Source organism: Rhizobium sp. Root491 (genome assembly GCF_001427205.1).
GTDB classification, from domain to species: Bacteria; Pseudomonadota; Alphaproteobacteria; order Rhizobiales; family Rhizobiaceae; genus Agrobacterium; species Agrobacterium tumefaciens.
The window spans coordinates 926,903-948,368 of the sequence record NZ_LMFF01000001.1 but is presented as its reverse complement, the minus strand read 5'-3'; the positions used below and the strand labels follow the sequence as shown (position 1 = coordinate 948,368).

Sequence of the window (21,466 nt, the reverse complement as noted above, 5' to 3'; positions counted from 1 at the left end):
GCTGGGAATAGGCTGAGAATGCCGTTTATGGATTGGTCAGCTTTTCAGTATGTTTTTTAGGAATAGACGAACAAGGAAATACGTGGAAAGGCTGGTGTCAGGTAATGGCAAATCCCAGTCCGTTCCATAAAATGAAGTGATTCGGTCTCCGGGGGCTCACCATCCCATTTTGGTAAGCTTCTCGAATGGAATGATTCCATCCCGAGGTATAATCTCCCCATTGGGAGCAAGAGGGCGTAGGCGATTGAAAGTCGATGTTGATATCCGCAGGCTGTCTGCCAAGCCTATGGAGGGCATGGGTAAGCCCTTGCCACGCGACCAGCTTGCCAAGAACGTCGCAGCCTCGGCCGCTGCCGGCAACGTTTCAGGCGCGCTGGATCTGCTCGTAACCTACGCCGGCGCCTCGCATTATCTGCTGGCGCGGGAGGATCTTCTCGAAGAAACCGGACTGAAATTCATCATCACATCCGACTGGCCTTTCGATCTGGTGCGCAGGCTTGGTGCCGAACTCGCCAACAGCCAGAACAGATCGAGCGAAATGGAAAAGTGCCTTTCGCTTCTGCAGCCGCGATTGCTTGTTCTTCCGGACGACGTTTCTGTCCCTTTCGGCATCGACCGGCAATATTCGGCGCTTTCCTTCTGTGTGGGCCGCATTCGTCTTTCGCTTCTGCTGCTGTTTCCAGAACACTCGGTTCCTTCGCCGGACCGTCTGCGCGAAATCGCGCTTCTGACCGGCTATTGCGTCAGCTTCGGCATTGCCAGCGAAGCAAAGGCCGTGCGTGACATCGACCTCACAGAACGTGAGCTTGAGTGCCTGTTCTGGATCGCGGAAGGCAAGACAAGCGACGAAATTGCGATGATACTTGGCATTTCGCGCAATACGATCAATAATTACATTACAAGCGTGATGCGGAAAACCGCGACGAAAACCCGCTCGGAGGCAATCGCCTACGCCGTGCGCAACAACCTCGTATAGATGGTCGGGACCCATGGTACAGACGAAAGATAATGAGGGTACGAGTCAAAGCAGCGGTATGTTTTACCGCAGCCCTGTTGTGACAAGCCGGTCGGATCTGTTTCCGAAGCTGGTCGCCATGCAGAAACTGGTCGGCGCACGTAATTTCGTGGTGACGAAGGCTGCCGCCTCCGGCTTCCCCAACAAGAAGAAGCTGACCTGCGAGCTGGAGAACTGGGGCATGAATGCCGCCGAACAGAGCGCGCAGTTCATCCGCGCGGTCGGCGATATTCTTTTGGATCATATAGAGACATCGCTACTGCCGGTCATCTGGCGTAACAAGAATGCCGGCGGTTTTGCCGATCTTCCTGACGTGCCGGCTTTGATGCGCCGGATCGAGAACGATACATTGCCCTATGCGGGACTGGCTTTGCCGGTGCGGCTCGGCACGATTGGCAACGGCTACATCGTTTTCTGTGGCAGCAACCTCGTTCTCGACAACGAGGTCGTCATCGAACAGCACATCAAATGCTGCGAGATCATGGTCGATATGCTGGCGCTGGATGAGCGCAAGGTGGCACCGTCTGAAGCGTTGAGCGAAAGGGAAATCGCCTGTCTGCAACTGGCGGGTGATGGCCGTATCAGCGAAGAAATCGCGGTGAAGCTCGGGCTTTCGGTACACACCGTCAACGCCTATCTGGGTTCAGCGACGATCAAGCTCGATTCCGTCAACCGTATCCAGGCGATCGCAAAGGCCATCCGGCTCGGCTATATCCATTGATTGGGGAGGGGGCGGGCTTTCCCGTCCCTGTAAGCCGGCAGGCGCCGGCGCGGCTTGTGTAATCCACTCTAAAAGCTGCTATCGGTACTTCGCGTTTTTTTAACAGTTGCCAACTAGAACTTTTATAAGTTTGGTTTTGGGGAACTGTTTCATGCACAACCGGCTCTTTAAGTCCGTTGCGGGTAAGGTCGTCGTGCTGACGATCGGCCTGATTGCGCTCAGCGTCGCGGCAGTTGGTTTTTCGACATACATTCGCCTGAAGGACAATATCATCACCACTGCGCTGCGTGACACGCACAGCGCGATGCGCGGCATGGCGATCCTTTACGAGATGAAGGTCGGCGGCGTGGCCCTCGAAATGGTGGATGGAGAGCTCAAGAGTATCGGCCGCGCCAGCATCGGGACACTGCGCGACAATGATCTCGTCGACCGCACGGCTGCCGGTAATGGCGGCATCGCGACGGTTTTTGAAGCCAAGGCCGGCGATTATATTCGCATGACCACCAATCTGAAGAACGAAAAGGGCGAGAGAGCAGCGGGCACGAAGCTCGCCACCGACCATCCCGCTTTTGAAAAGGTTTCCAAGGGTGAGGGGTATTTCGGCGCCGCCACGCTTTTCGGCACCAATTACATGACCGGATACATGCCGGTTCTCAACAAGTCCGGAGCAACCGTCGGTATTCTTTTCGTGGGCGTTCCCATGGCCGTCTACGAAGCCCAGATTTTCGGCCTGCGCGACCTGATGCTGATCTGTGGCGCAGTTGCCATGGTCGGCGTGGGATTGCTCGCCTATTTCGTCATCCGGCGCACCCTGCAGCCTCTAGGCAAGCTTACCGATGCGGTGAAGTCCCTTTCGGACGGCAATCTCGATACGCCGATCCCCTATGCCACCAATACCAATGAATTCGGCAACATCGCTCGCGCTCTCGTGATATTTCGCGAGAATGCGCTTGAGAAACTCGCGATCGAGGGCAAAAGCGCCGAGGAACGGTCCGTGGCGGAATCGGAGCGTCACCGCAACGATGCCGAGAAGCAGGAGCTGGACGGCCAGATCGAATTCGCAGTTAGCGAGATCGCGTCCGGCCTCGGCAGGCTTTCGCGCGGTGATCTGAGCCGCACGATCGAGACACCCTTTAACGGCCGTCTGGATCGTCTGCGCACGGACTTCAACGAATCCCTTCTCAACCTGCGCGATGCGCTGGGGCAAATCCGCGAGCGAACCCTGGTCATCCAGCATAGCGGTTTTGAAATCGAGCAATCGTCGGTCGATCTGTCGAAGCGCACGGAGAATCAGGCGGCCTCGCTGGAAGAGACGGCAGCCGCTGTCGAGGAAATCACCGCAACGGTCAGATCGTCGGCCGAGCGGGCGCGTGAAGCCAACGAAGCCGTCCGCATCACCAAACAGAGCGCCGACAGTTCCGGTTCGGTCGTCAGCAATGCCGTGGACGCCATGGGCCGTATCGAAGACGCCTCGCGCAAGATCGAGCAGATCATCGAGGTCATCGATGACATCGCGTTCCAGACCAACCTTCTCGCCCTCAATGCCGGCATCGAGGCTGCGCGTGCGGGCGAGGCGGGCAAAGGTTTTGCGGTCGTGGCGCAGGAAGTGCGTGAACTTGCACAACGCTCCGCAGATGCGGCACGTGAAATCAAGCAGCTCATCAACCAGTCAACGCATGAGGTGAGCTCCGGATCGAAGCTGGTGCAGGAAGCGGGCACGGTTCTTTCAGCCATCAGCCATCAGATTGTCGCCGTCAGCCAGCATGTCGAAACCATCGCGACGGCAACGCAGGATCAGTCCTCCGCGCTCCACAATGTCAACGGGTCCGTCAACCAGATGGATCAGATGACCCAGCAGAACGCGGCGCTTGCCCAACAGTCGAGCGCAGCCAGCCGGGTGCTGTCGGGCGAAGTGGAAGCGTTGCTCGATCTGGTTCAGCGTTTTCAGATGGAGCAGGGCTCGGCGACCGGCCAGGATCGACTGAGCCGCGCAGCCTGACAGTATAATTTTTGAAAGTCGAAGAGCTCCCGGATCGCAAGGTCCGGGAGCTTTTTTATTCTGCCGCCGCGCGGGCCGTGCTGGATATCTGGTTGATATAGGCCCGCAGCGCCGCCGGTTTGACCGGCTTATGCTGGACGGAAATCCCATATTTTTCCGCATCGCTGCGCACTTCCGGGCTGCGGTCCGCCGTCACAAGCAGGGCAGGAATCGTTTTGCCGTAGAATGTCCTGATCAGGCGGATGGCGCTGATACCGTCGCCGTCGTCGAGATGATAATCGGCAATGATGACATCCGGCGCCGCTGACATTGTCAGGAACGGTTCTTCGAGTGTGGCCACCGAACCTGCGGGTAAGACCTCACAGCCCCATCCCGTCAGCAATAACGTCATGCCCTCGAGGATTTTCGGCTCGTTGTCGATGCAGAGTACCCTGACGCCGGCAAGCCGGTCGCTCGCCACCGGATTGGCGATCCCGCCAGCGGCCTTGGCTGGCGTCAGGCGGTCTGCCTCGCGCGGCAGGTGGATACGGAATGTCGTACCTTTTCCGGGTGTGGAAATCAGCTGTACCGGATGGTGCAGCATGCGCGACAGCCGGTCGACAATTGAAAGACCAAGTCCGAGGCCGGAGGCCGTTTTTGCACCCTCATCCAGCCGAGCGAATTCCTTGAAAACCGTGCGGAATTTGGATGCGGGAATGCCGATGCCGGAATCCGTCACCTGAATGACGACATCGCCTCCCCGGCGGCGCGCGCCAACGATGACCTTGCCACTCAGCGTGTATTTGATGGCATTGGAGACGAGGTTTTGTATCAGCCGCCGCAACAGGTTGGGGTCAGAGCGGACGGTGAGCGAGGTGGGCATGACCACGAAATCGAGGTTCTTTTCCTGCGCCATCGGCGCGAAATCGGTTTCGATGCGTTTCAGCAGCTCGTTCAGCGGCACCGATGTCATGCGCGCTTTCATCGAACCCGTGTCGAGGCGGGAAATATCGAGCACCGCGCCGAGAATGGTCTCTACCGACTCGAGCGCCGAATCGATGTTCTGGACGAGATCGCTTTCCCCCGAGGCGCCAAGCCGCTCGACCAGCGAGGAGGAATAAAGCCGCGCGGCATTCAGCGGCTGGAGGATATCGTGGCCAGCGGCAGCGAAAAACCGTGTCTTGCCGATGTTCGCCTCGTCGGCGGATGCCCTTGCCTCCGCAAGTTCGCGGTTGACGCGGGTAAGCTCGACGGTTCGTTCCGCCACCCGCTGCTCCAGCGTTTCATTGGCCTGTTTCAGTGCCTGATCGCTCGCCACTCTCTGCGTGATATCGGTGAAGGTGGCGACGATACCCTTGTCCGGCATGGTGTTGGAGCGCACTTCGATGATGCGCTCGCCGCCGCCAAGCACCAGCGAGAAAGGCAGGTCCATGGTCAGGAAACTGGTGATCAGCTGTTCTGTGTCGCCCGGCGGCATGTCGCCGCGCTCCTGCAGCATGGAAACGATGTCCGTCAGCGGCAGCCCCACCTGCCCGAATTGCTCAGGTAGATCGAGAAGGGTGCGGAAGCGCCGGTTCCAGATCGTCAGCTGCTGCGAGCTGTCGAAAACGGCGATGCCCTGGTCCATCTGCGCCAGCGCCGTTTGCAGCATGTCCTGATTATATTGCAGCGCCTCGCTTGCCTGATCCAGCAGCCAGGCCGTGTCGGCGCTGGTGTCCTCCGCCTTCTGGAGAATGATCGAAAGCACGAGACGGGCTGAGGAGGAGCCGATGGCGCTACCTAGCAATTGTTCGGAGAAATGGATCAGCGCCATGTCGGCGGGCTGGTCGTCATTGAGCTTCCTGCCCGCCGTCTTTTCATAGGTCGCCAGTGAGCGCAGCATGCGCTCTTCACCGAGATAACGGGCAATCGCGCTTTTGAGATCGCCGACGCTGACGCGGGTTTTCCAGCCGCGCGTGGCGAATTGTGATTTCGAATGGCGCTTCACGAAGATGCCGGACTGGATGCGCTCCACCGGTCGTGGGTTGCGTGAAAGCGAGCCAAGCACGAAAGCCATGCTGTTGACGAGCAGGCTGAGGATGACCGCGTTCACAAAAGGGTCGGCCTCGGGACCGTTGAAGACCGTACTGCCGGAAAACAGGAAGCCGAGAACGGTGGCCGCGACCTGTGAGTTATCAGGCCCGCCGAAGCTTGGCAGAAACAGCAGGTAGGCCCAGACAAAAAAGCCTGAACTCAAACCGGCAATCGCACCGCGCGCATTGGCGCGCCGCCAGAACAACCCGCCAAAAAGGGCAGGGGCCATCTGGGCGATGGCGGCAAATGCCAGGAGGCCGATGGAGGCAAGCCCGGTGGCGCTATCGGCCGCACGGTAATAGCCGTAGCCGAGAAGCATCACCGCAAAGATCGCTGTTCTGCGGATGTTGAGAAGCGTTTTGGCGAAGTTGTCCCGGTGCGGCGAACGGTTCAACAGCTTCTGCCGCAAAAAGATCGGCATGACGATGTCGTTGGAAATCATGATCGACAGCGCGACCGAGGCAACGATCACCATGGCGGTCGCCGCTGAAAATCCGCCAATGAAGGTAATCAGCGAAACGACCGGCATTTGATGCGCAAGCGGCAATTGCAGGACGTAAAGATCGGCGTTGCCATTGGCGCCGAGCGTCAAAATTCCGGCAAGCGCTATCGGCAGCACGAAGATGTTGATCGCAATCAGATAAAGCGGCAGCAGGAACCCCGCCATGCGCAGTTCTTCCGGCGTGCGATTTTCAACCACGGTGACATGGAACTGGCGCGGCAACAGGATGATCGCGAAACCGGAAAGCAGGGTCATCACGATCCAGCGGCTGATGGGCGTGTGATAGGATATGGCCCGCATGGCCCGTTCATTGCCCGACGCAAGTTCCCACAAATGCGAGGGGCCGTCGAATAGGACGAACAGAACGTAAAAGCCGACGGTGCACATGGCGACGAGCTTGACGAGCGATTCCATCGAAATCGCCAGAATAAGCCCGTCCTGGTGTTCGGTGGCGTCGGTATGCCGGGTGCCGAACATGACGGCGAAGCCCGCCATGACGATGGTGACGAGCAGCGGCAGATCGAGGAAATAGAGGTTGCCGCTGCCAATGCCGTAATCGCCGGGATCGACCATCGTCGCCACCGAACTGGAAACGGCCTTCAATTGCAGCGCGATATAGGGAATGGCGCCGACAAGCGCGATGATGGCGACAATCATCGCCACGGTGGAGTTCTTGCCGTAGCGGGCGGCAATGAAATCGGCAACCGACGTCAGCTTTTCGGTTTTGGCAAGCTCCACGATCCGGCGAATGATCGGCATGCCAATGGTGAAGGCAAGGATCGGCCCGGTATAGATGCCGAGGAATTCCAGCCCCTTGTCCGCCGCAAGCCCGACGCCGCCGAAATAGGTCCAGGAGGTGCAATAGATCGCCAGACTAAGCGCATAGACGAACGGCCGCCCCTTTTTGGGAGCGTTTCTTTTCCGGCTATTCCTGTCCCCATAACTTGCAACCGCAAACAGCAGCAGGACATAAGCGAAGGCCGAACCGAATATGATCCACCCAGGAAGCACGCATCCTCCCTATGCAACAATCCCTGAAAACGAGCATAGGCGAATTCCGGGCCGTTGAGAATGAGCGCGGTCTGATCATAAAGTTCAAGACTACCGTGCAAAAAGCCTAATAAATGCAATCTTGACGAATTCCAAATGGGACAGGGAATCTATATGGTTGAACCCGTAGGGACAGTCACATAGCTTCAGCTCGCGAAGCAGGAGAGGGACCATCTGATGCTTAACGAATTTAAAACCTTCATTGCCCGTGGCAATGTCATGGATCTGGCCGTGGGTGTTATTATCGGGGCGGCGTTCAGCAAGATCGTCGATTCCGTCGTCAACGACCTTATCATGCCGATCGTCGGTGCGATTTTCGGCGGGTTCGATTTTTCGAACTACTTCCTGCCACTCAGTTCCAGCGTCACCGCCAGCTCGCTTGCCGCCGCACGCGATCAGGGCGCTGTCTTCGCTTATGGTAACTTTCTCACGGTCCTCATCAACTTCCTCATTCTCGCCTGGATCATTTTCCTGATGGTCAAAGGGGTCAACAAGCTTCGCGCTTCTGTCGACCGGAAAAAGATCGAGGAAAAGTCGGAACCGCCTCCGCCGCCGGAAGACGTCAAGCTTCTCACCGAAATCCGCGATCTGCTGAAGACGCGCTGAGGCTTAGATTGCCCCGGCGCGATATTGCTGACCATGGGTCAGCTCCCTCTCGCCGGGCATCCATCCATAAAGAAAATCCATGACTGTTGCACGGAATATCATGCATATCGCCCGTTCGATGCGATAAGAAGACACCAAACGGAGTGTCTTTAATGTCCATTTTGAACAGTCTGAGTGCGCGCTCTCTGGCGGCTCCCGAGAGCGGCATTGTCGAGGTCGTGAATTATGCCCGGGGACGGGACAATCTTCTGCCGCTTTGGGTCGGCGAAGGCGATCTGCCAAGCCCGGACTTCATCAACAAGGCGGCCATCGACGGACTCAACAATGGCGAGACCTTCTATACCTGGCAACGCGGCATTCCCGAATTGCGCCAGGCGCTCAGCAGCTACTACGAGCGTCACTTTTCAGCCTCTCTATCCGCAGATCATTTTTACGTAACAGGTTCCGGCATGCAGGCGATTGCGCTTGCGGTGCAGGCGCTGACCTCGCCGGGCGACGAGATGATCTATCTCACGCCCACCTGGCCCAATATTGTTGCCGCCATCGGCGTGGCGGGCGCAAAGGCGGTTGCAGCCGGCATCGATTTCCACGATGGTCGCTGGGATCTCGATATCGGCAAGCTGGAAAGTGCGATCACCGGTAAGACGAAGGCGCTCTTTATCAACACGCCGTCCAACCCGACCGGCTGGACCGCAACGCGAGACAATCTTCGCGATGTTCTGGCACTCGCCCGCAAGCACGACCTCTGGATCGTGGCGGATGAGATTTACGCACTTTATCACTATACCGGCACCCGTGCGCCGTCGTTCCTCGACGTGATGGAACCGGAGGACAAAATCGTCTTCGCCAATTCTTTTTCGAAGAACTGGTCCATGACGGGCTGGCGTGTCGGCTGGCTTGTGGCGCCGCCGGTCATCGGCCAGGTGATCGAGAACCTTATTCAATATTCCACCTCCGGCGTGGCGCAGTTCATGCAGCGCGGCGCAGTCGCGGCTCTCGACCATGGCGACGGTTTCGTCCGCGAGAACTACGAACGCGCTCTGACATCCCGCGACATTCTCTGCGATGCGCTGATCGCGACGAACCGCGTGGAAACATTGAAGCCGGATGGCGCTCTTTATGCCTTCCTCAAGGTGGACGGCGTCACCGACAGCCGCGCCACGGCTCTGGATATCGTTGACAAGACCGGCGTCGGCCTCGCGCCGGGCACCGCCTTCGGCCAAGGCGGGGAGCTGTTTCTCCGCGCCTGCTTCCTGCGCAACCCAAAGCAGATCGAAGACGCAGCCGATCGGCTTGCGTCCTATATTCTCGGCAGATAACCGCAATCCTGCGATAGCCCGCCCTGCCGCGCCGAATTTTGCCGCGGCAGGCAGATTTTCTACCAAAAGAATCATGGCGAGCCGCTAAAACTACAACCTCACGGCGTACCAATCGACGTGCGGACTTTTCTGTGCTATGCGCCTTGTGTTCCATTCATGAGAACATTTTCATCTAATAAATAAAACACACTTCATTGCGCTAACCAATCGTAAGCCACCTTTTCATAGGGGCAAGGGATAGGTGGGGTATTTGCTGTGCAAGTAATCAATGATGAAGAATTATTGGCTTTGATGGACGCAACAAAAGCAAACAGGGAAGTAATGTCATGGCTGTTCTGGTCACCGGTGGGGCCGGTTATATAGGAAGCCACATGGTGTGGGCTTTGCTCGACGCCGGTGAAGACGTCGTTGTTGTCGACCGTCTTTCGACGGGATCACGTTGGGCGGTCGCGCCAGCGGCGCGTTTCTATCTCGGCGACGTCGCCGATCGCGACTTGCTCGGCCAGATTTTCGAACACAACCAGATCGAGACCATTTTCCACTTCGCTGGCTCCGTCAGCGTCCCTGAATCGATCAGCCAGCCGCTGGAATATTACGAAAACAATACCGGCACGACCCGCGCCCTTGTTGCGGCGGCAGTCGGTCATGGTATCCGCAATTTCATCTTCTCTTCAACTGCCGCGGTCTATGGGAACCAACCCTTTGATGGCCCGGTGCCGGAAACGGCAGTTCTCAGCCCGGAAAATCCCTACGGCCTGTCGAAACTCGCCTCAGAAATCATGTTGCGCGATGTCGTGCAGGCACATGATTTCAACTATGTGGCGCTGCGTTACTTCAATGTTGCCGGCGCCGACCCGAAGGGCCGTGCCGGTCCGTCCCCCACGGGTGTGGCGAACCTCATCAAGGTAGCGTGCGAAGCGGCAACCGGCCGGCGCGACAAGGTGGAGGTTTACGGAACAGATTATCCGACCGCTGACGGCACCGGCGTTCGCGACTATATCCATGTCAGCGATCTGATCGACGCGCATATGCTCGCCATGGCGCATCTGCGTGCTGGTGGCGGCACACGAACGCTCAATTGCGGTTATGGCGTCGGCTATTCGGTACTGGACGTGCTGCACGCCGTGCAGCGGGAATCCGGAAACGATTTCCCGGTTATCCATTGTCCCCGCCGCGCCGGCGACATTGCCGCGATGGTTGCGGATTCGAGCCGCATCCAGTCGGAACTCGGATGGTCGCCGCGTTTCAATGATCTCACAACCATCGTTCGCACGGCCCTTCAGTGGGAGGCCAAACGTCAAGCCCAGCGAAGCGACAGGATTCTGCCTGGGCGGCATAAACTGGCAGCGATAGGCTGAGCGGCCGTTGGTTTTCGGGATGCGGTTCTACCTGACGGAAAAATAGAGGACCGGTCGATCCGAAAGAGTGGCAGCGGGAAGCCATTTCTCGCTGTCGAAATAGCTGCGCGTGAGCTTCAGTCCCGGCAATTGTTCCGTTGCCAGCAAAATCAGGTTCAGCCGATGCGGCGCAGACGGCTCCGGCTTTAGGGAGACGGAAATACCGAAATGCTCTGCCTGATAGGGTTGCAGCCTGCGTGCCGGCTCAAGCATGCTGGCAAGGTCGGCCCAGCGCGTCTGCTCGATGATCATCGCCAACGCGTCCTCAAGCTTCGTCAGAATAACGGCACCATCAGGTGTCTGCGGCGCAACCACTTTCATCCTGATAGAGCGAACCTCGTCGGACGCCTCGCCTCTTATGTCGAGAAAAAGCGATGCCCGTTCCGACGCGTTCGCCGTGTCCCCGACCACAAGATCGGCCATGCATTCGAAATTGCGGATCTTCACCGGGCTTGCGTGCCAGCCTTGCGGGTTGGAAAAGCCCGCCGCGGTAAAGCGGTCGCAGAGGTCCTTGCCGGACAGAACGAAGTCGCGGGCAAAGGATGCCCTGTCGCCGCCTTGCTCGAATTTCAGCAGATGCGGCGGTAGATTGAGCTTTTGGGCGGTAACCTTTTGCCGCTTGACGGGCTTCATCCGCGCTGGCTGCTCGGCGGAGCGTGTGGCAGGCGCAAGGTTGAGATAGCTCAGCAGGCTTTTGAGATGTTTCTTGTCATTGGCAAGCAGCACCGTTGCCAATATGGCAAGACAAACTGCCAGCACCGCAAACAGCAGCGCGCCAGGCCTTACTCTTTTTTGCAGGCTTGCGTCCATCGGGGAACCCTAATGGCTGCCGGGGGAGGGGCGTCAACCGGTTTTTGATATGGCTTTCGGGCTGTCGGCAACCCGGTGAATATACTGCGAGCTGAAGGTCATTAAAAATATTCTGTATTTCACCGCCGGATTTTCCGGCGGCGCAACGTTATTCGGAGGAATTTTTGAACGAGTCCTGTTCGTCCGCGCTGCTTTCGTCGTCGGCGACAGGAATGGCGTAGGAGCCGTTCAGCCAGCGGGCGAGATCGAGCGAGCGGCAGCGATCCGAACAGAACGGATAGTCTTCCCGTGTCGAGGGCCGCCCGCACTCCGGACATGGCTTCGTTTTCCGAAGCGGCGTGACATTTCCCGAACCTTCAGGAGATGATTTTGTCATGGTCTATCCTTCGAGCCAGCCCGACGTCACCTCGAACCCTTCACCGGAAAGAAGCGACATGGTCTCATACAGCGGCAGGCCGACGACATTGGTGTAGGAGCCGGTCAGTTTCTGCACGAATGAGCCGGCAATGCCCTGGATACCATAGGCCCCGGCTTTGCCGCGCCATTGCCCAGAGGCGATATAGGCGTCGATCTCGCGCGTGGTAAGGCGTTTGAAACGCACCTTGGTTTCCACAACCTTCTGACGGATCTTGCCGCCGGGCGTCACAAGGCAGATGCCGGTATAAACCCAATGGCTGCGCCCCGAGAGAAGATGCAGCGCTGCGGAAGCCTCCTCGGTATATTCCGCCTTGCCGACAATGCGGCGACCCACGGCCACCACGGTGTCGGAGCCGAGAACATAGGCGTCTTTCCACGTCTGCTCGCTCTTCAGCGCCGCATGCGCAGCCTCGGCCTTCTGTAGCGACAGGCGACGGCACAGCGTGCGCGGATGCTCAAGCTTTACGGGCGTTTCGTCGATATCCATCGGCATCAGACGTGCCGGCTCGATGCCGATCTGGTGCAATAGTTCCAGACGCCGCGGCGAACCGGATGCCAGAACGAGCTTTTGTTTTGAGTTGGTCATTGCGCTGCCCGGGCTTCCGAATGCCGAAAACGGATTACTTGAAGCGATAGGTGATGCGGCCCTTGCTCAGGTCGTAAGGTGTCATTTCGACCAGCACCTTGTCGCCCGCCAGAACGCGGATACGGTTCTTGCGCATGCGGCCCGCCGTGTGGGCGATGATTTCGTGTTCGTTCTCAAGCTTCACGCGGAATGTTGCGTTCGGCAGCAATTCGGTTACGATGCCCGGGAATTCGAGGACTTCTTCTTTTGTCATGTAAGGGTTTTCTTCCTGTTGATAGTGCCGGACCTGTCGTGTCCGGGAAAATTGCGCGGAAACTACACAATCCCGGCACATTTGTGAACCTCTAAAGCATCACGGCGAAAATCGGAACCGATTTTCGCCAGGTCAGAGGTGCGGATCGAATAAATGCCTGTCCTGTGCGGCGTTTGAAGTGTCTGGTCCGATCGAAACGGACACTCAACCTCAGTCTTTTGAAAGCGTATCCGCCGCCGGCTGCGGCCTACCTGGCAGGCGTTCGGCAATCAGCCTGGCAAGATGATCCCGCACCTCGCGATAGGCATCGAGAATCTGGTCCCGCGTGCCGGTGATGACGGTTGGGTCCATGGTTGGCCAATAGACAACGTCGAGCGAGTTGGAGCGTGTCAGTTCAAGTGCTGCATGATGAGCTTCGGGTGTCAATGTAATGATCAGATCGAAAAAATCATCCTCGATCTCGTCCAATGTACGCGGTTTGTGTTTGCCGAGCGAAAATCCCTGTTCTTCCAGAACCGCATCCACAAAGGGGTCACGCTCGCCCGCACGCACGCCGGCCGACTGGATGTAGATGCCGGGCGCCACCAGTCGTTTGGCGATGACCTCGGCCATGGGAGAACGGATGGAGTTCATACCGCACATGAAGAGGACCGATTTGGGAGCCTGTCCCCCATTTGGAGCCGTGGCGGGATCTCTCATCTCTAACCCCGCCAATAAAGCACACAGACAAGGGTGAAGAGACGGCGCGCAGTATCGAAATCGATTTTGATCTTGCCGGAAAGCCGGTCCATCAAAGTCTGCGAGCCGTCATTGTGAATGCCCCGCCTGCCCATGTCGATCGCCTCGATCTGGCTTGGAGTGGAGGAGCGTATCGCCTCGTAATAGCTTTCGCAGATCAGGAAATAATCCTTGATGATGCGGCGAAACGGCGTCAGCGACAGGATATGGGTCGAGACATCCTTCTCGTCTTCGGTCTTGATCGAGAAAACCAGCTTGGCATCGACCAGCGATATGTGCAGCCGGTATGGGCCGCCCTCATGGCCGAATGGTTCGAACGTGTTTTCCTCTATCAGATCGAAAATGGCGACGGCGCGTTCATGCTCCACGTCCGGCGTGGACCGGCCGATGCTATCGTCCAGAACCACATCGCAGAGCCGGAAATCGCCTGAAGCCATCTCTTAACTTTCCGGGTTGAGGCGAATGGAGACGGAGCGCGCATGCGCGTCCAGCCCCTCCGAACGGGCAAGGGTGATCGCCGCCGGCGCAAGCTGCCGCAGCTGCTCAGGCCCGAGACGCAGGATCGAGGTACGCTTGACGAAATCCAGCACTGAAAGGCCGGAAGAGAAGCGCGCTGAGCGCGCCGTCGGCAGAACGTGGTTGGAGCCGCCGACATAATCGCCGATCACCTCAGGCGTATGGCGCCCGACGAAGATCGCGCCGGCATTGCGGATATGCGCCATCAGCGCGTCCGGATCGTCAACGGCAAGCTCCAGATGCTCGGCCGCAATGCGGTTGGCCAAGGGAATGGCATCGGTGAGCTTTTCGACGAGAATGATCGCACCGAAATCCGCCCAGCTCGCCGCTGCCGTCTCGGCGCGCGACAGCCGTTTCAGCTGCCGTTCCACCGCCGCCTCCACCGCCTTGCCGAGTTCGGCATTGTCGGTGATGAGAATGGACTGCGCGCCACGGTCATGCTCCGCTTGCGCGAGAAGATCGGCGGCCAGCCAGTCCGGATCGTTGCCCCTGTCGGCAATGACAAGCACTTCGGAGGGCCCGGCGATCATGTCGATGCCAACAGTTCCGAAGACATGCCGTTTCGCGGCCGCCACATAGGCATTGCCGGGGCCGACAATCTTGGCGACAGGCGTGATTGTTTCCGTGCCGTAGGCGAGTGCAGCCACGGCCTGTGCGCCGCCAATGCGGTAGATTTCCTCAACACCTGCGATGCGCGCGGCGGCAAGAACGGCGGGGTTTATCACGCCGCCATTCGCCGGCACGACCATGACGATACGCTCTACACCGGCAACCTTGGCCGGGACAGCGTTCATAAGGACGGAGCTTGGATAGCTCGCGGTGCCGCCGGGCACATAAAGGCCGACAGCTTCGATCGCCGTCCAGCGTGAACCGAGGCCCACACCGATCTCGTCTTCGTAGATATCGTCCTTCGGCATCTGCCGCGCATGGTGTTTTTCAATGCGCCGGGCTGCGAGTTCGAGAGCTTCGATGACACTTCTGTCAACGGCTGCGACGGCCGCATCGATCTCTTCCGCTGTCACCCGCATCGAGACCTTCGAGAAATCGATGCCGTCGAATTTAATGGAGTAGTGGGCAAGGGCCGCATCGCCGCGATTGCGGACGTCATCGATGATGTCGCGAACGGTCGCGTTGACGTCTTCCGAAACTTCCCTCTTGGTTGTCAGGAAGGCAGCGAATTTCTGTTCGAAATCAGCCGATGCCCGCTCCAGCCAGATTGCCACGCCATTACCCTCTCATTTTCCTCGCGGCGATCCCGCGAGGTGCACGAACTCACCGCAGAAAAATGCGGCTCTGGTATGTGGCATAAATCGAAACAGTGACGAAAGGCAACCGTTGCAATGGCGTGGAGAGCTTATTCGCTATCGGGATGATGCGGTTTGGCGGCAGTTTCCCAGGCGCCGCTCACATCCGTCAGCTGCGCCTCGATGCATTCGACATCCAGTGCGATAGCCCCGCCGCCCGAAAGCGTCAGTTCGACGGCGCCATCAGGACCTTCGCCGTTCTGCACGAAGCGGATTGCAAGGAGCGAAAGCACCTGTTCCTTATCACTGCGATTGATGCCGTGCGAGCGGACGGCGGAGACCCGCTTCAGGAAAACCACGCTGCGGCATCGCTCCGGCGGCAGGTTCTTCTTATTCGCGCTTTCCCAGACGAAACGATTGGCGGAAAGTGTAAATTGGCCCTGCTTTGCCTCGAATGCAACGTCCTTCAGTTTGAAGACGCTGTCCTGCATGTGCGTCGAAATGACGGAGAGATCTTCAGTATCCAGCGCGAGCAATTTCAGGCCGCTCATCGTTTTCTTCCTTTTCCGCGGGGCCGCGCCCGCAATGTCTATTCCTTGTACAGGAAATAGGCAGTCGCGGCCCGCTCTGCAACGGGGAGAAAACGAATGAACGGCGATGAAAGGATCAATCGCTGACGCGTTCGACCAGCGCACCGCAGCGGGTGAGCTTTTCTTCAAGCCGTTCGAAACCGCGATCGAGGTGGTAGACGCGCGAAACCATGGTCTCGCCTTCCGCCACCAGGCCCGCAATGACCAACGACACCGAGGCGCGCAGATCGGTTGCCATGACAGGCGCACCCTTCAGGCGGGTAACGCCTTCGATACGGGCCATCTGCCCGGAGAGCGAAATCTTCGCGCCGAGACGGGCCAGTTCCTGCACATGCATGAAGCGGTTTTCGAAGATGGTTTCGGTAATGTGGGATACACCCTGCGACCGGGTCATCAGCGCCATGAACTGCGCCTGAAGGTCGGTCGGGAAGCCGGGGAAGGGTTCGGTGACGATATCGACGGGCTGAATGCCGTTGCCGTTGCGCACGACGCGCAGACCGGTCTCCGTGTCGCTGATCGACACTCCGGCAAGCCGCAGCGTGTCCAGCGCATTGTCGAGCAGCGATGCACGCGTGCCTTCCAGCACCACATCACCGCCAGCCATGGCAACGGCCATGGCATAGGTGCCGGTCTCGATACGGTCAGGCAGCACCCGGTGGCGTGCGCCGGAAAGCGAGGTGACGCCCTCGATGGTGATGGTGGAGGTGCCAGCGCCCTCGATCTTCGCGCCCATCGCAGTCAAGCAGTGCGCTAGATCGACGACTTCCGGTTCGCGGGCGGCGTTGTGAATGACGGTGGTGCCTCTTGCAAGGCTCGCGGCCATCAGCATCACATGCGTCGCGCCGACGGAGACTTTCGGGAAGGTATAAACAGCGCCGATCAGGCCGCCCTTTGGAGCGCTGGCGTTGATATAGCCGCCATCGATCTCCATCGTTGCGCCAAGCGCCTGCAGGCCCTCGATGAACAGGTCCACCGGACGGGTGCCAATGGCACAGCCGCCGGGCAGTGAAACGCGCGCACGGCCTTCACGGGCCAGAAGCGGGCCGATGACCCAGAAGCTGGCGCGCATCTTGGAAACCAGCTCGTAAGGTGCGGTGGTGTCGACAATGGTACGGCAGGTGAAGTGGACCGTGCGGGAATAGGCTTCGCCCTGGCTTTCGCGACGGCCATTGACCGAAATATCGACGCCATGATTGCCGAGAATACGGATGAGCTGCTCGACGTCCGCCAGATGCGGCACGTTTTCGAGCGTCAGCGTATCGCTGGTCAGAAGCGAAGCGATCATCAACGGCAGAGCGGCGTTTTTCGCGCCGGAGATGGGAATGATGCCGTTGAGCTTGTTACCACCCGTAATTCTGATGCGATCCATGCGTCCCTACGGGCCTATGCCCGCCTTTCTTAATCATGCCTTGCGGAAATGCGCGTCCTTAGACGAGTTTCCGCGGCGTTTCAAATGATGCTGGTGAATTCTCTATGAGGATGATTCGTCCGTTTTTGCGGCAGGCAGGCCAATCGTCTCATCCGCATCGCCGGCCCGGCGCGCGCGAACCTGCTGTTTGCGCTTCTGCAGGTTTTCACGCAGCTTCTTCGCTGCCCGCGCCTTGCGCTCCGCCTCGCGTTGCCGCGCCTTCTCGCCGGGACCTGCCTGCGCGTTTCCGCTTGCCGCAAGGGCAACGGGGTCTTCTGAAGCGTTCACGGAAACCGCCGCCTTTGCCTGTTTGTCATGATGTTCGTTCATAAATTCAGCAATATCCGAAAAATACGTTTTTCAACAGGGGGAACGCTTTTTTGCCCCGCTTGTTGAAGAATATCGTTTTGCGACTTGCGCTCGTCAAAAACCTATGGCAATAGGCCGCCACGCTTGATGCTGAAGCAAACGCTTCGGCACCGGATGCTGCTATAGCTCAGGGGTAGAGCACTCCCTTGGTAAGGGAGAGGCCGAGAGTTCAAATCTCTCTAGCAGCACCATTTTTCCCAATAAAATCAGAAATTTACTCAACGTGACGGTGGGTCTTGTCCACGATGTCGGCTTGCTTTTTCGCGCATTCTGCACTGGTCTCGGTAAATGTGAAAACCGCGCCTCTTGCGAAGCGCGGTTTCCATTTCCGAATATTCTGTTGCTGCCAGAGCGGGACGAAACCGCCCGTAGCCAACGGGCGCCGCTTACTGGCGGAATAGCGACAGGATATTCTCGGAGCTGGTATTGGCGATGGAGAGCGACTGGATTGCCAGCTGCTGCTGGGTCTGCAGAGCCTTCAGCTTGGTGGACTCTTCGTTCATGTCGGCATCAACGAGACGTCCGACGCCCTTGTCGATGGAGTCTGTGAGCTTGTTGACGAAATCTTCCTGAAGATCGAGGCGCATCTTGATGGAGCCGAGATCGGCGCTCGCGCTGATCAGCGATTCCAGCTTGGTGTTGACGAACTGGATCATGTTGTCGAGGCCGTCATTGTCCGTCAGCGGCTGACCCTTGGCGTCCAGCAAACCGCTGAGATCCTTGGTGATGTCGAGATCGATCAGCGAGTAGCCGAGCTTCTGCGCCATCTGCGAGGCTGCGGCGCCTGTTTCAAGGTAAATATTGTTGTTGGAAGAACCGCCGGTTCCGATCGCGGTCACGGTGGTGCCGGCAGGCGTCGGCGCCGTATTGTTGGCTTTCACGTAGAGGGCTTCACCCGCTGCGTTTTCGCCGATCTTGAAGTAGGTGCCGTTGTTTCGTGCGGTTGTCGCCGCAGCAACGGTTACGAGGCCGGTTACTGCGTCTGGAGCAGAAACTGTGGTCGTCGTCCCCGAGGGGAAACCCAGAAGCTGGGATTGCGTGAACACCTTTGCGGTAGAGGGCGTGTTTGTGGCAACACCTGCGGGTGTGGTCGTGGTGATCTCGTAATTGCGCAGGGAGCCTGTATCGGAATAATGGGCGGCGCTATCGAGGATACCGTTTTTCGCCGCACCGGTCGAGGTATCGAAAAGGGCAGTCTTGTTGTCGACCTGAACGTTGATCGTCTTGACTGCAACATTGCCCGCGCCGTCACGGATGAAGGAGCCGACGATCTGCTTCGTTATCGGGGTGAGGTTGCCGGATGCGTCGCTGATCTTGCCCTTAAGCCAGTTTTCGCCGGAGAAGGAGGCGGATTCGCCGATGCTTTTCAGCTGGTCCTGTAGCTGACGGATTTCTTCCTGGATCTTTGCCTTGTCGACGCCGGCCTCGCGGGCGGCAACCAGCTTCTTGCTGATTTCCTTGACGACATCGACAGTGGTTTCCATGGCGGAATAGGCTGTATCGACCTTTGCGGCGCCGAGGCCGAGGGCGTCCTGAACAGCGGAAAGAGCACCGTTATCCGAACGCATGGTGGTCGCGATAGACCAGTAGGCGGCGTTGTCGGAGGCGGTTTTGACGCGCAGGCCGGAGGACACACGCGACTGCGTTTCTTCCATGTCGCTGCCGATTGCGCGGAGGGTCTGAAGGGCGGCCATTGCCGCGACGTTCGTCAAAATGCTGGTCATAATTATTTGCCCCTTGATTGGCTTAAATGAAAAGGGACATTCCGGATTGCCGCCGGTAACGATCGCGCGGCTTGATGCCTGTTAACCTCTTTTTCGTCTTGGTTAACCAATCGTTTCGATGGCTAGGTTTTAGGGCCCGAATGGTTAACAAAGCCTAAACTGTCGTTAATAAAAATTAGGAAATGATAATTTCTCTTAACCATGACGGAAAAAGCCGCACCCTTTCGGATGCGGCTCGATTTTCTGGCGATGTCTTTTCCGATTAACGGAAGAGCGACAGGATGCTCTGCGAGTCGTTGTTGGCGATCGACAGGGCCTGAACAGCCAGCTGCTGCTGGGTCTGAAGAGCCTTCAGCTTGGTGGATTCTTCGTTCATTTCAGCGTCGACGAGACGGCCGATACCCTTGTCGAGCGAGTCGGTCAGCTTGTTGACGAAGTTTTCCTGCAGTTCGATGCGCATCTTGACCGAGCCGAGGTCGGCAGCGGCGGAGGTCATGCTCTGGAGCTGCTTGTCAACGAAGGAAACCATGGCGTCGAGGTACTGGTTTTCCGAGACTGCCGAGCCGTCGCTGTTCTTGAATGTGCCGGTCAGGTCCTTGGTGATGTCCAGAGACGTCAGGGAGTAGGTGAGCTGCGTTGCGAGCTGGGCCGTTGCGCCTTCTTCCAGGTAGATCTTGGTGGTGCCGTCGAGGCCAACGGCAATGTTGGTCTTGGTTGCCGGCGCGGTCGGCGCAGTCGTGTTGATTTTCACATACTGGTCGTTGCCAAGATTGAAGTAGGTGCCGTTGACGTCGGGGGCTGTCGCATCGGCGTTAGCGATCGTGACGATACCCGTTGCAGCAGCGGTGGTGAAGGTGACGGCGGTGCCGGCAGTTGCTTCCTTCAGACCCTTCAGCTGGGCTTCAGTGTAAACCTTGGCTGCTGCAACCTTGGTCACCGGCTGGGCGGCGCCTACGCCGTCCGAGTCATTGGTGATTTCGAACAGCTTGTAGCTGCCCGTGGAAGAAAAATAGGCGTAGGAGTCGAGGACGCCCTGCTTGTCCTTTGCAGCGCCCGAAGACGTGTCGAAAAGCACCGTGTTGCGGCTCAGGTCAACGTTGACGGTCTTTACGGACACGTTGCCGGCAGCGTCGCGGATGAAGGAGCCAACGATCTGCTTGGTGACGTTCTTCAGTTCGCCAGCGCCGTTGCTGACGGTTGCCTGCAGCCAGTTTTCACCGGAGAAAGACGAGGAGCTGGAGATCGACTTCAGCTGATCCTGCAGCTGGGTGATTTCTTCCTGGATCTTGGACTTGTCGACACCGGGTTCGCGGGCGGCAACCAGCTTGTTCTTGATTTCCTTGACGACGTCGATGGAGGATTCCATACCCGAATAGGCAGTGTCGACCTTTGCGGCGCCGAGGCCGAGGGCGTCCTGAACAGCAGAAAGCGCACCGTTGTCCGAACGCATCGTGGTCGCGATCGACCAGTAAGCGGCGTTATCGGAAGCTTCGCCGACGCGCTGGCCGGAAGACACGCGGTCCTGCGTCGTTTCCATGTTCTGGCCGATGGAGCGCAGGGTCTGGAGTGCAGACATAGCTGCTACGTTAGTGAGAATGCTCGTCATAGTAAATTTGCCCCTTGAATGGCTGATTAAAGAAGGGACATTCCGGTCTCACCGGGAACAGCGCACAGCATCATGCCTGCTAACCTGCTGATTTTTAATGGTTAGCTCGCCGTTTCGATGGCTCTAGCTAACCTCCATATGGTTAATGAAGAGCTAAGGGTCGCAAAAAAATGCACACGCTGAGATTTTATTATGCAATCTTCGCGCGCATGCGCGCGTAGCCTGAAATGTTTAAAAAATAATAAAGCCGCACCCGTTTCCGGATGCGGCTTTGGTAAAAGGGCAATACGCTTGGGTCAGCCTCCGTCACGTTTGCCTGTTTCACGCAATTGCAAGACGGTCAGCCTCCGCTTGCGATCCTGCGTGTAGTGTCATTCAGGCCAGCGGCTATCCGCTTGTCCATACCCAAAATCTGACAGCCGGTGCTTTCCAATTCCCTAATTTCAGGGCGCTCCCGGCGCTTCGCTCAAATCGTGGTAAATGCTTTCAAAGCAAGGATGGTAAACGAAATCTTCCCGTTTGCGGAGCACTCCACAAATGCAAA

The 21,466-nt window shown here is 58.0% G+C and carries 19 protein-coding genes and 1 tRNA gene; 7 read left to right on the top strand and 13 right to left on the bottom strand.

Going from position 1 to position 21,466, the window contains the following annotated elements:
- The first annotated feature begins 244 nt into the window (after positions 1-244).
- The 3 genes from visN (at position 245) to ASD46_RS04705 (ending at position 3,735) form a co-directional block, all read left to right on the top strand.
- Complete coding sequence (gene visN, locus ASD46_RS04715; protein WP_003515014.1) at positions 245-976, top strand: transcriptional regulator VisN; 732 nt, start codon at positions 245-247, stop codon at positions 974-976.
- Between the two features lie 58 nt (positions 977-1,034).
- Entirely contained in the window at positions 1,035-1,736 is a 702-nt protein-coding gene (visR, locus tag ASD46_RS04710) for a transcriptional regulator VisR (RefSeq protein ID WP_003515015.1), read from the top strand.
- 151 nt (positions 1,737-1,887) lie between these two features.
- Complete coding sequence (locus ASD46_RS04705; protein ID WP_025592442.1) at positions 1,888-3,735, top strand: methyl-accepting chemotaxis protein; 1,848 nt, start codon at positions 1,888-1,890, stop codon at positions 3,733-3,735.
- Positions 3,736-3,790: 55 nt separating this feature from the next.
- On the opposite strand, the gene ASD46_RS04700 is transcribed toward ASD46_RS04705, so the two are convergent.
- Positions 3,791-7,300, bottom strand: coding sequence for a hybrid sensor histidine kinase/response regulator (locus tag ASD46_RS04700; protein ID WP_025592444.1), 3,510 nt, complete (start codon positions 7,298-7,300; stop codon positions 3,791-3,793).
- Between the two features lie 216 nt (positions 7,301-7,516).
- On the opposite strand from ASD46_RS04700, the gene mscL reads away from it, so the two are divergent.
- From mscL to galE, 3 genes are all read left to right on the top strand, one after another.
- Positions 7,517-7,945 (top strand): large conductance mechanosensitive channel protein MscL, encoded by a 429-nt coding sequence (gene mscL, locus ASD46_RS04695; protein ID WP_025592446.1) that lies wholly within the window; start codon positions 7,517-7,519, stop codon positions 7,943-7,945.
- Positions 7,946-8,097: 152 nt separating this feature from the next.
- Complete coding sequence (locus tag ASD46_RS04690) at positions 8,098-9,264, top strand: pyridoxal phosphate-dependent aminotransferase (RefSeq protein WP_025592447.1); 1,167 nt, start codon at positions 8,098-8,100, stop codon at positions 9,262-9,264.
- A 326-nt stretch (positions 9,265-9,590) separates the two neighbouring features.
- Positions 9,591-10,622 (top strand): UDP-glucose 4-epimerase GalE, encoded by a 1,032-nt coding sequence (gene galE, locus ASD46_RS04685; protein ID WP_013635459.1) that lies wholly within the window; start codon positions 9,591-9,593, stop codon positions 10,620-10,622.
- Positions 10,623-10,649: 27 nt separating this feature from the next.
- Here the strand turns inward: galE and ASD46_RS04680 are convergent, their stop codons facing one another.
- The 10 genes from ASD46_RS04680 to ASD46_RS04635 form a co-directional block, all read right to left on the bottom strand.
- Positions 10,650-11,471 (bottom strand): DUF6030 family protein, encoded by an 822-nt coding sequence (locus ASD46_RS04680; protein ID WP_025592450.1) that lies wholly within the window; start codon positions 11,469-11,471, stop codon positions 10,650-10,652.
- 148 nt (positions 11,472-11,619) lie between these two features.
- Positions 11,620-11,847 (bottom strand): DNA gyrase inhibitor YacG, encoded by a 228-nt coding sequence (gene yacG / locus ASD46_RS04675; protein WP_003515047.1) that lies wholly within the window; start codon positions 11,845-11,847, stop codon positions 11,620-11,622.
- 3 nt (positions 11,848-11,850) lie between these two features.
- A complete protein-coding gene (locus ASD46_RS04670) occupies positions 11,851-12,474 on the bottom strand; it encodes a Maf-like protein (protein WP_003515050.1) in 624 nt (207 codons plus the stop codon).
- A gap of 34 nt (positions 12,475-12,508) precedes the next feature.
- Positions 12,509-12,727 carry a translation initiation factor IF-1 gene (infA, locus tag ASD46_RS04665; protein ID WP_003493814.1) on the bottom strand — a complete coding sequence of 73 codons (219 nt, stop codon included), beginning with the start codon at positions 12,725-12,727 and terminating at the stop codon, positions 12,509-12,511.
- Between the two features lie 210 nt (positions 12,728-12,937).
- A complete protein-coding gene (locus tag ASD46_RS04660; protein WP_013635463.1) occupies positions 12,938-13,426 on the bottom strand; it encodes a low molecular weight phosphatase family protein in 489 nt (162 codons plus the stop codon).
- Positions 13,427-13,428: 2 nt separating this feature from the next.
- Positions 13,429-13,902, bottom strand: a complete 474-nt coding sequence (locus ASD46_RS04655; protein ID WP_003515052.1) for a UPF0262 family protein — start codon at positions 13,900-13,902, stop codon at positions 13,429-13,431.
- Positions 13,903-13,905: 3 nt separating this feature from the next.
- Positions 13,906-15,204 (bottom strand): histidinol dehydrogenase, encoded by a 1,299-nt coding sequence (gene hisD / locus ASD46_RS04650; RefSeq protein WP_025592454.1) that lies wholly within the window; start codon positions 15,202-15,204, stop codon positions 13,906-13,908.
- A gap of 131 nt (positions 15,205-15,335) precedes the next feature.
- Positions 15,336-15,776, bottom strand: a complete 441-nt coding sequence (locus tag ASD46_RS04645; protein ID WP_003515054.1) for a DUF2948 family protein — start codon at positions 15,774-15,776, stop codon at positions 15,336-15,338.
- Positions 15,777-15,891: 115 nt separating this feature from the next.
- Entirely contained in the window at positions 15,892-17,184 is a 1,293-nt protein-coding gene (murA, locus tag ASD46_RS04640; RefSeq protein ID WP_025592455.1) for a UDP-N-acetylglucosamine 1-carboxyvinyltransferase, read from the bottom strand.
- Between the two features lie 102 nt (positions 17,185-17,286).
- Positions 17,287-17,553: a hypothetical protein gene (locus ASD46_RS04635; protein WP_013635467.1), complete on the bottom strand. Its 267-nt coding sequence runs from the start codon at positions 17,551-17,553 to the stop codon at positions 17,287-17,289.
- Between the two features lie 155 nt (positions 17,554-17,708).
- On the opposite strand from ASD46_RS04635, the gene ASD46_RS04630 reads away from it, so the two are divergent.
- Positions 17,709-17,783 (top strand) — tRNA-Thr (locus ASD46_RS04630).
- A 195-nt stretch (positions 17,784-17,978) separates the two neighbouring features.
- Here the strand turns inward: ASD46_RS04630 and ASD46_RS04625 are convergent.
- Positions 17,979-19,316 (bottom strand): flagellin, encoded by a 1,338-nt coding sequence (locus ASD46_RS04625; RefSeq protein ID WP_025592457.1) that lies wholly within the window; start codon positions 19,314-19,316, stop codon positions 17,979-17,981.
- 262 nt (positions 19,317-19,578) lie between these two features.
- Positions 19,579-20,922 (bottom strand): flagellin, encoded by a 1,344-nt coding sequence (locus tag ASD46_RS04620; protein WP_025592458.1) that lies wholly within the window; start codon positions 20,920-20,922, stop codon positions 19,579-19,581.
- Between the last annotated feature and the right edge of the window lie 544 nt (positions 20,923-21,466).

Coding starts and splice junctions, on each gene's coding strand:
- murA (WP_025592455.1), bottom strand. CDS start 17,184: ATGGATCGCATCAGAATTACGGGTGGTAACAAGCTCAACGGCATCATT.
- ASD46_RS04625 (WP_025592457.1), bottom strand. CDS start 19,316: ATGACCAGCATTTTGACGAACGTCGCGGCAATGGCCGCCCTTCAGACC.
- infA (WP_003493814.1), bottom strand. CDS start 12,727: ATGACAAAAGAAGAAGTCCTCGAATTCCCGGGCATCGTAACCGAATTG.
- ASD46_RS04705 (WP_025592442.1), top strand. CDS start 1,888: ATGCACAACCGGCTCTTTAAGTCCGTTGCGGGTAAGGTCGTCGTGCTG.
- ASD46_RS04690 (WP_025592447.1), top strand. CDS start 8,098: ATGTCCATTTTGAACAGTCTGAGTGCGCGCTCTCTGGCGGCTCCCGAG.
- galE (WP_013635459.1), top strand. CDS start 9,591: ATGGCTGTTCTGGTCACCGGTGGGGCCGGTTATATAGGAAGCCACATG.
- ASD46_RS04660 (WP_013635463.1), bottom strand. CDS start 13,426: ATGAGAGATCCCGCCACGGCTCCAAATGGGGGACAGGCTCCCAAATCG.
- ASD46_RS04620 (WP_025592458.1), bottom strand. CDS start 20,922: ATGACGAGCATTCTCACTAACGTAGCAGCTATGTCTGCACTCCAGACC.
- ASD46_RS04680 (WP_025592450.1), bottom strand. CDS start 11,471: ATGGACGCAAGCCTGCAAAAAAGAGTAAGGCCTGGCGCGCTGCTGTTT.
- ASD46_RS04645 (WP_003515054.1), bottom strand. CDS start 15,776: ATGAGCGGCCTGAAATTGCTCGCGCTGGATACTGAAGATCTCTCCGTC.
- mscL (WP_025592446.1), top strand. CDS start 7,517: ATGCTTAACGAATTTAAAACCTTCATTGCCCGTGGCAATGTCATGGAT.
- yacG (WP_003515047.1), bottom strand. CDS start 11,847: ATGACAAAATCATCTCCTGAAGGTTCGGGAAATGTCACGCCGCTTCGG.
- ASD46_RS04655 (WP_003515052.1), bottom strand. CDS start 13,902: ATGGCTTCAGGCGATTTCCGGCTCTGCGATGTGGTTCTGGACGATAGC.
- ASD46_RS04635 (WP_013635467.1), bottom strand. CDS start 17,553: ATGAACGAACATCATGACAAACAGGCAAAGGCGGCGGTTTCCGTGAAC.
- ASD46_RS04670 (WP_003515050.1), bottom strand. CDS start 12,474: ATGACCAACTCAAAACAAAAGCTCGTTCTGGCATCCGGTTCGCCGCGG.
- visR (WP_003515015.1), top strand. CDS start 1,035: ATGTTTTACCGCAGCCCTGTTGTGACAAGCCGGTCGGATCTGTTTCCG.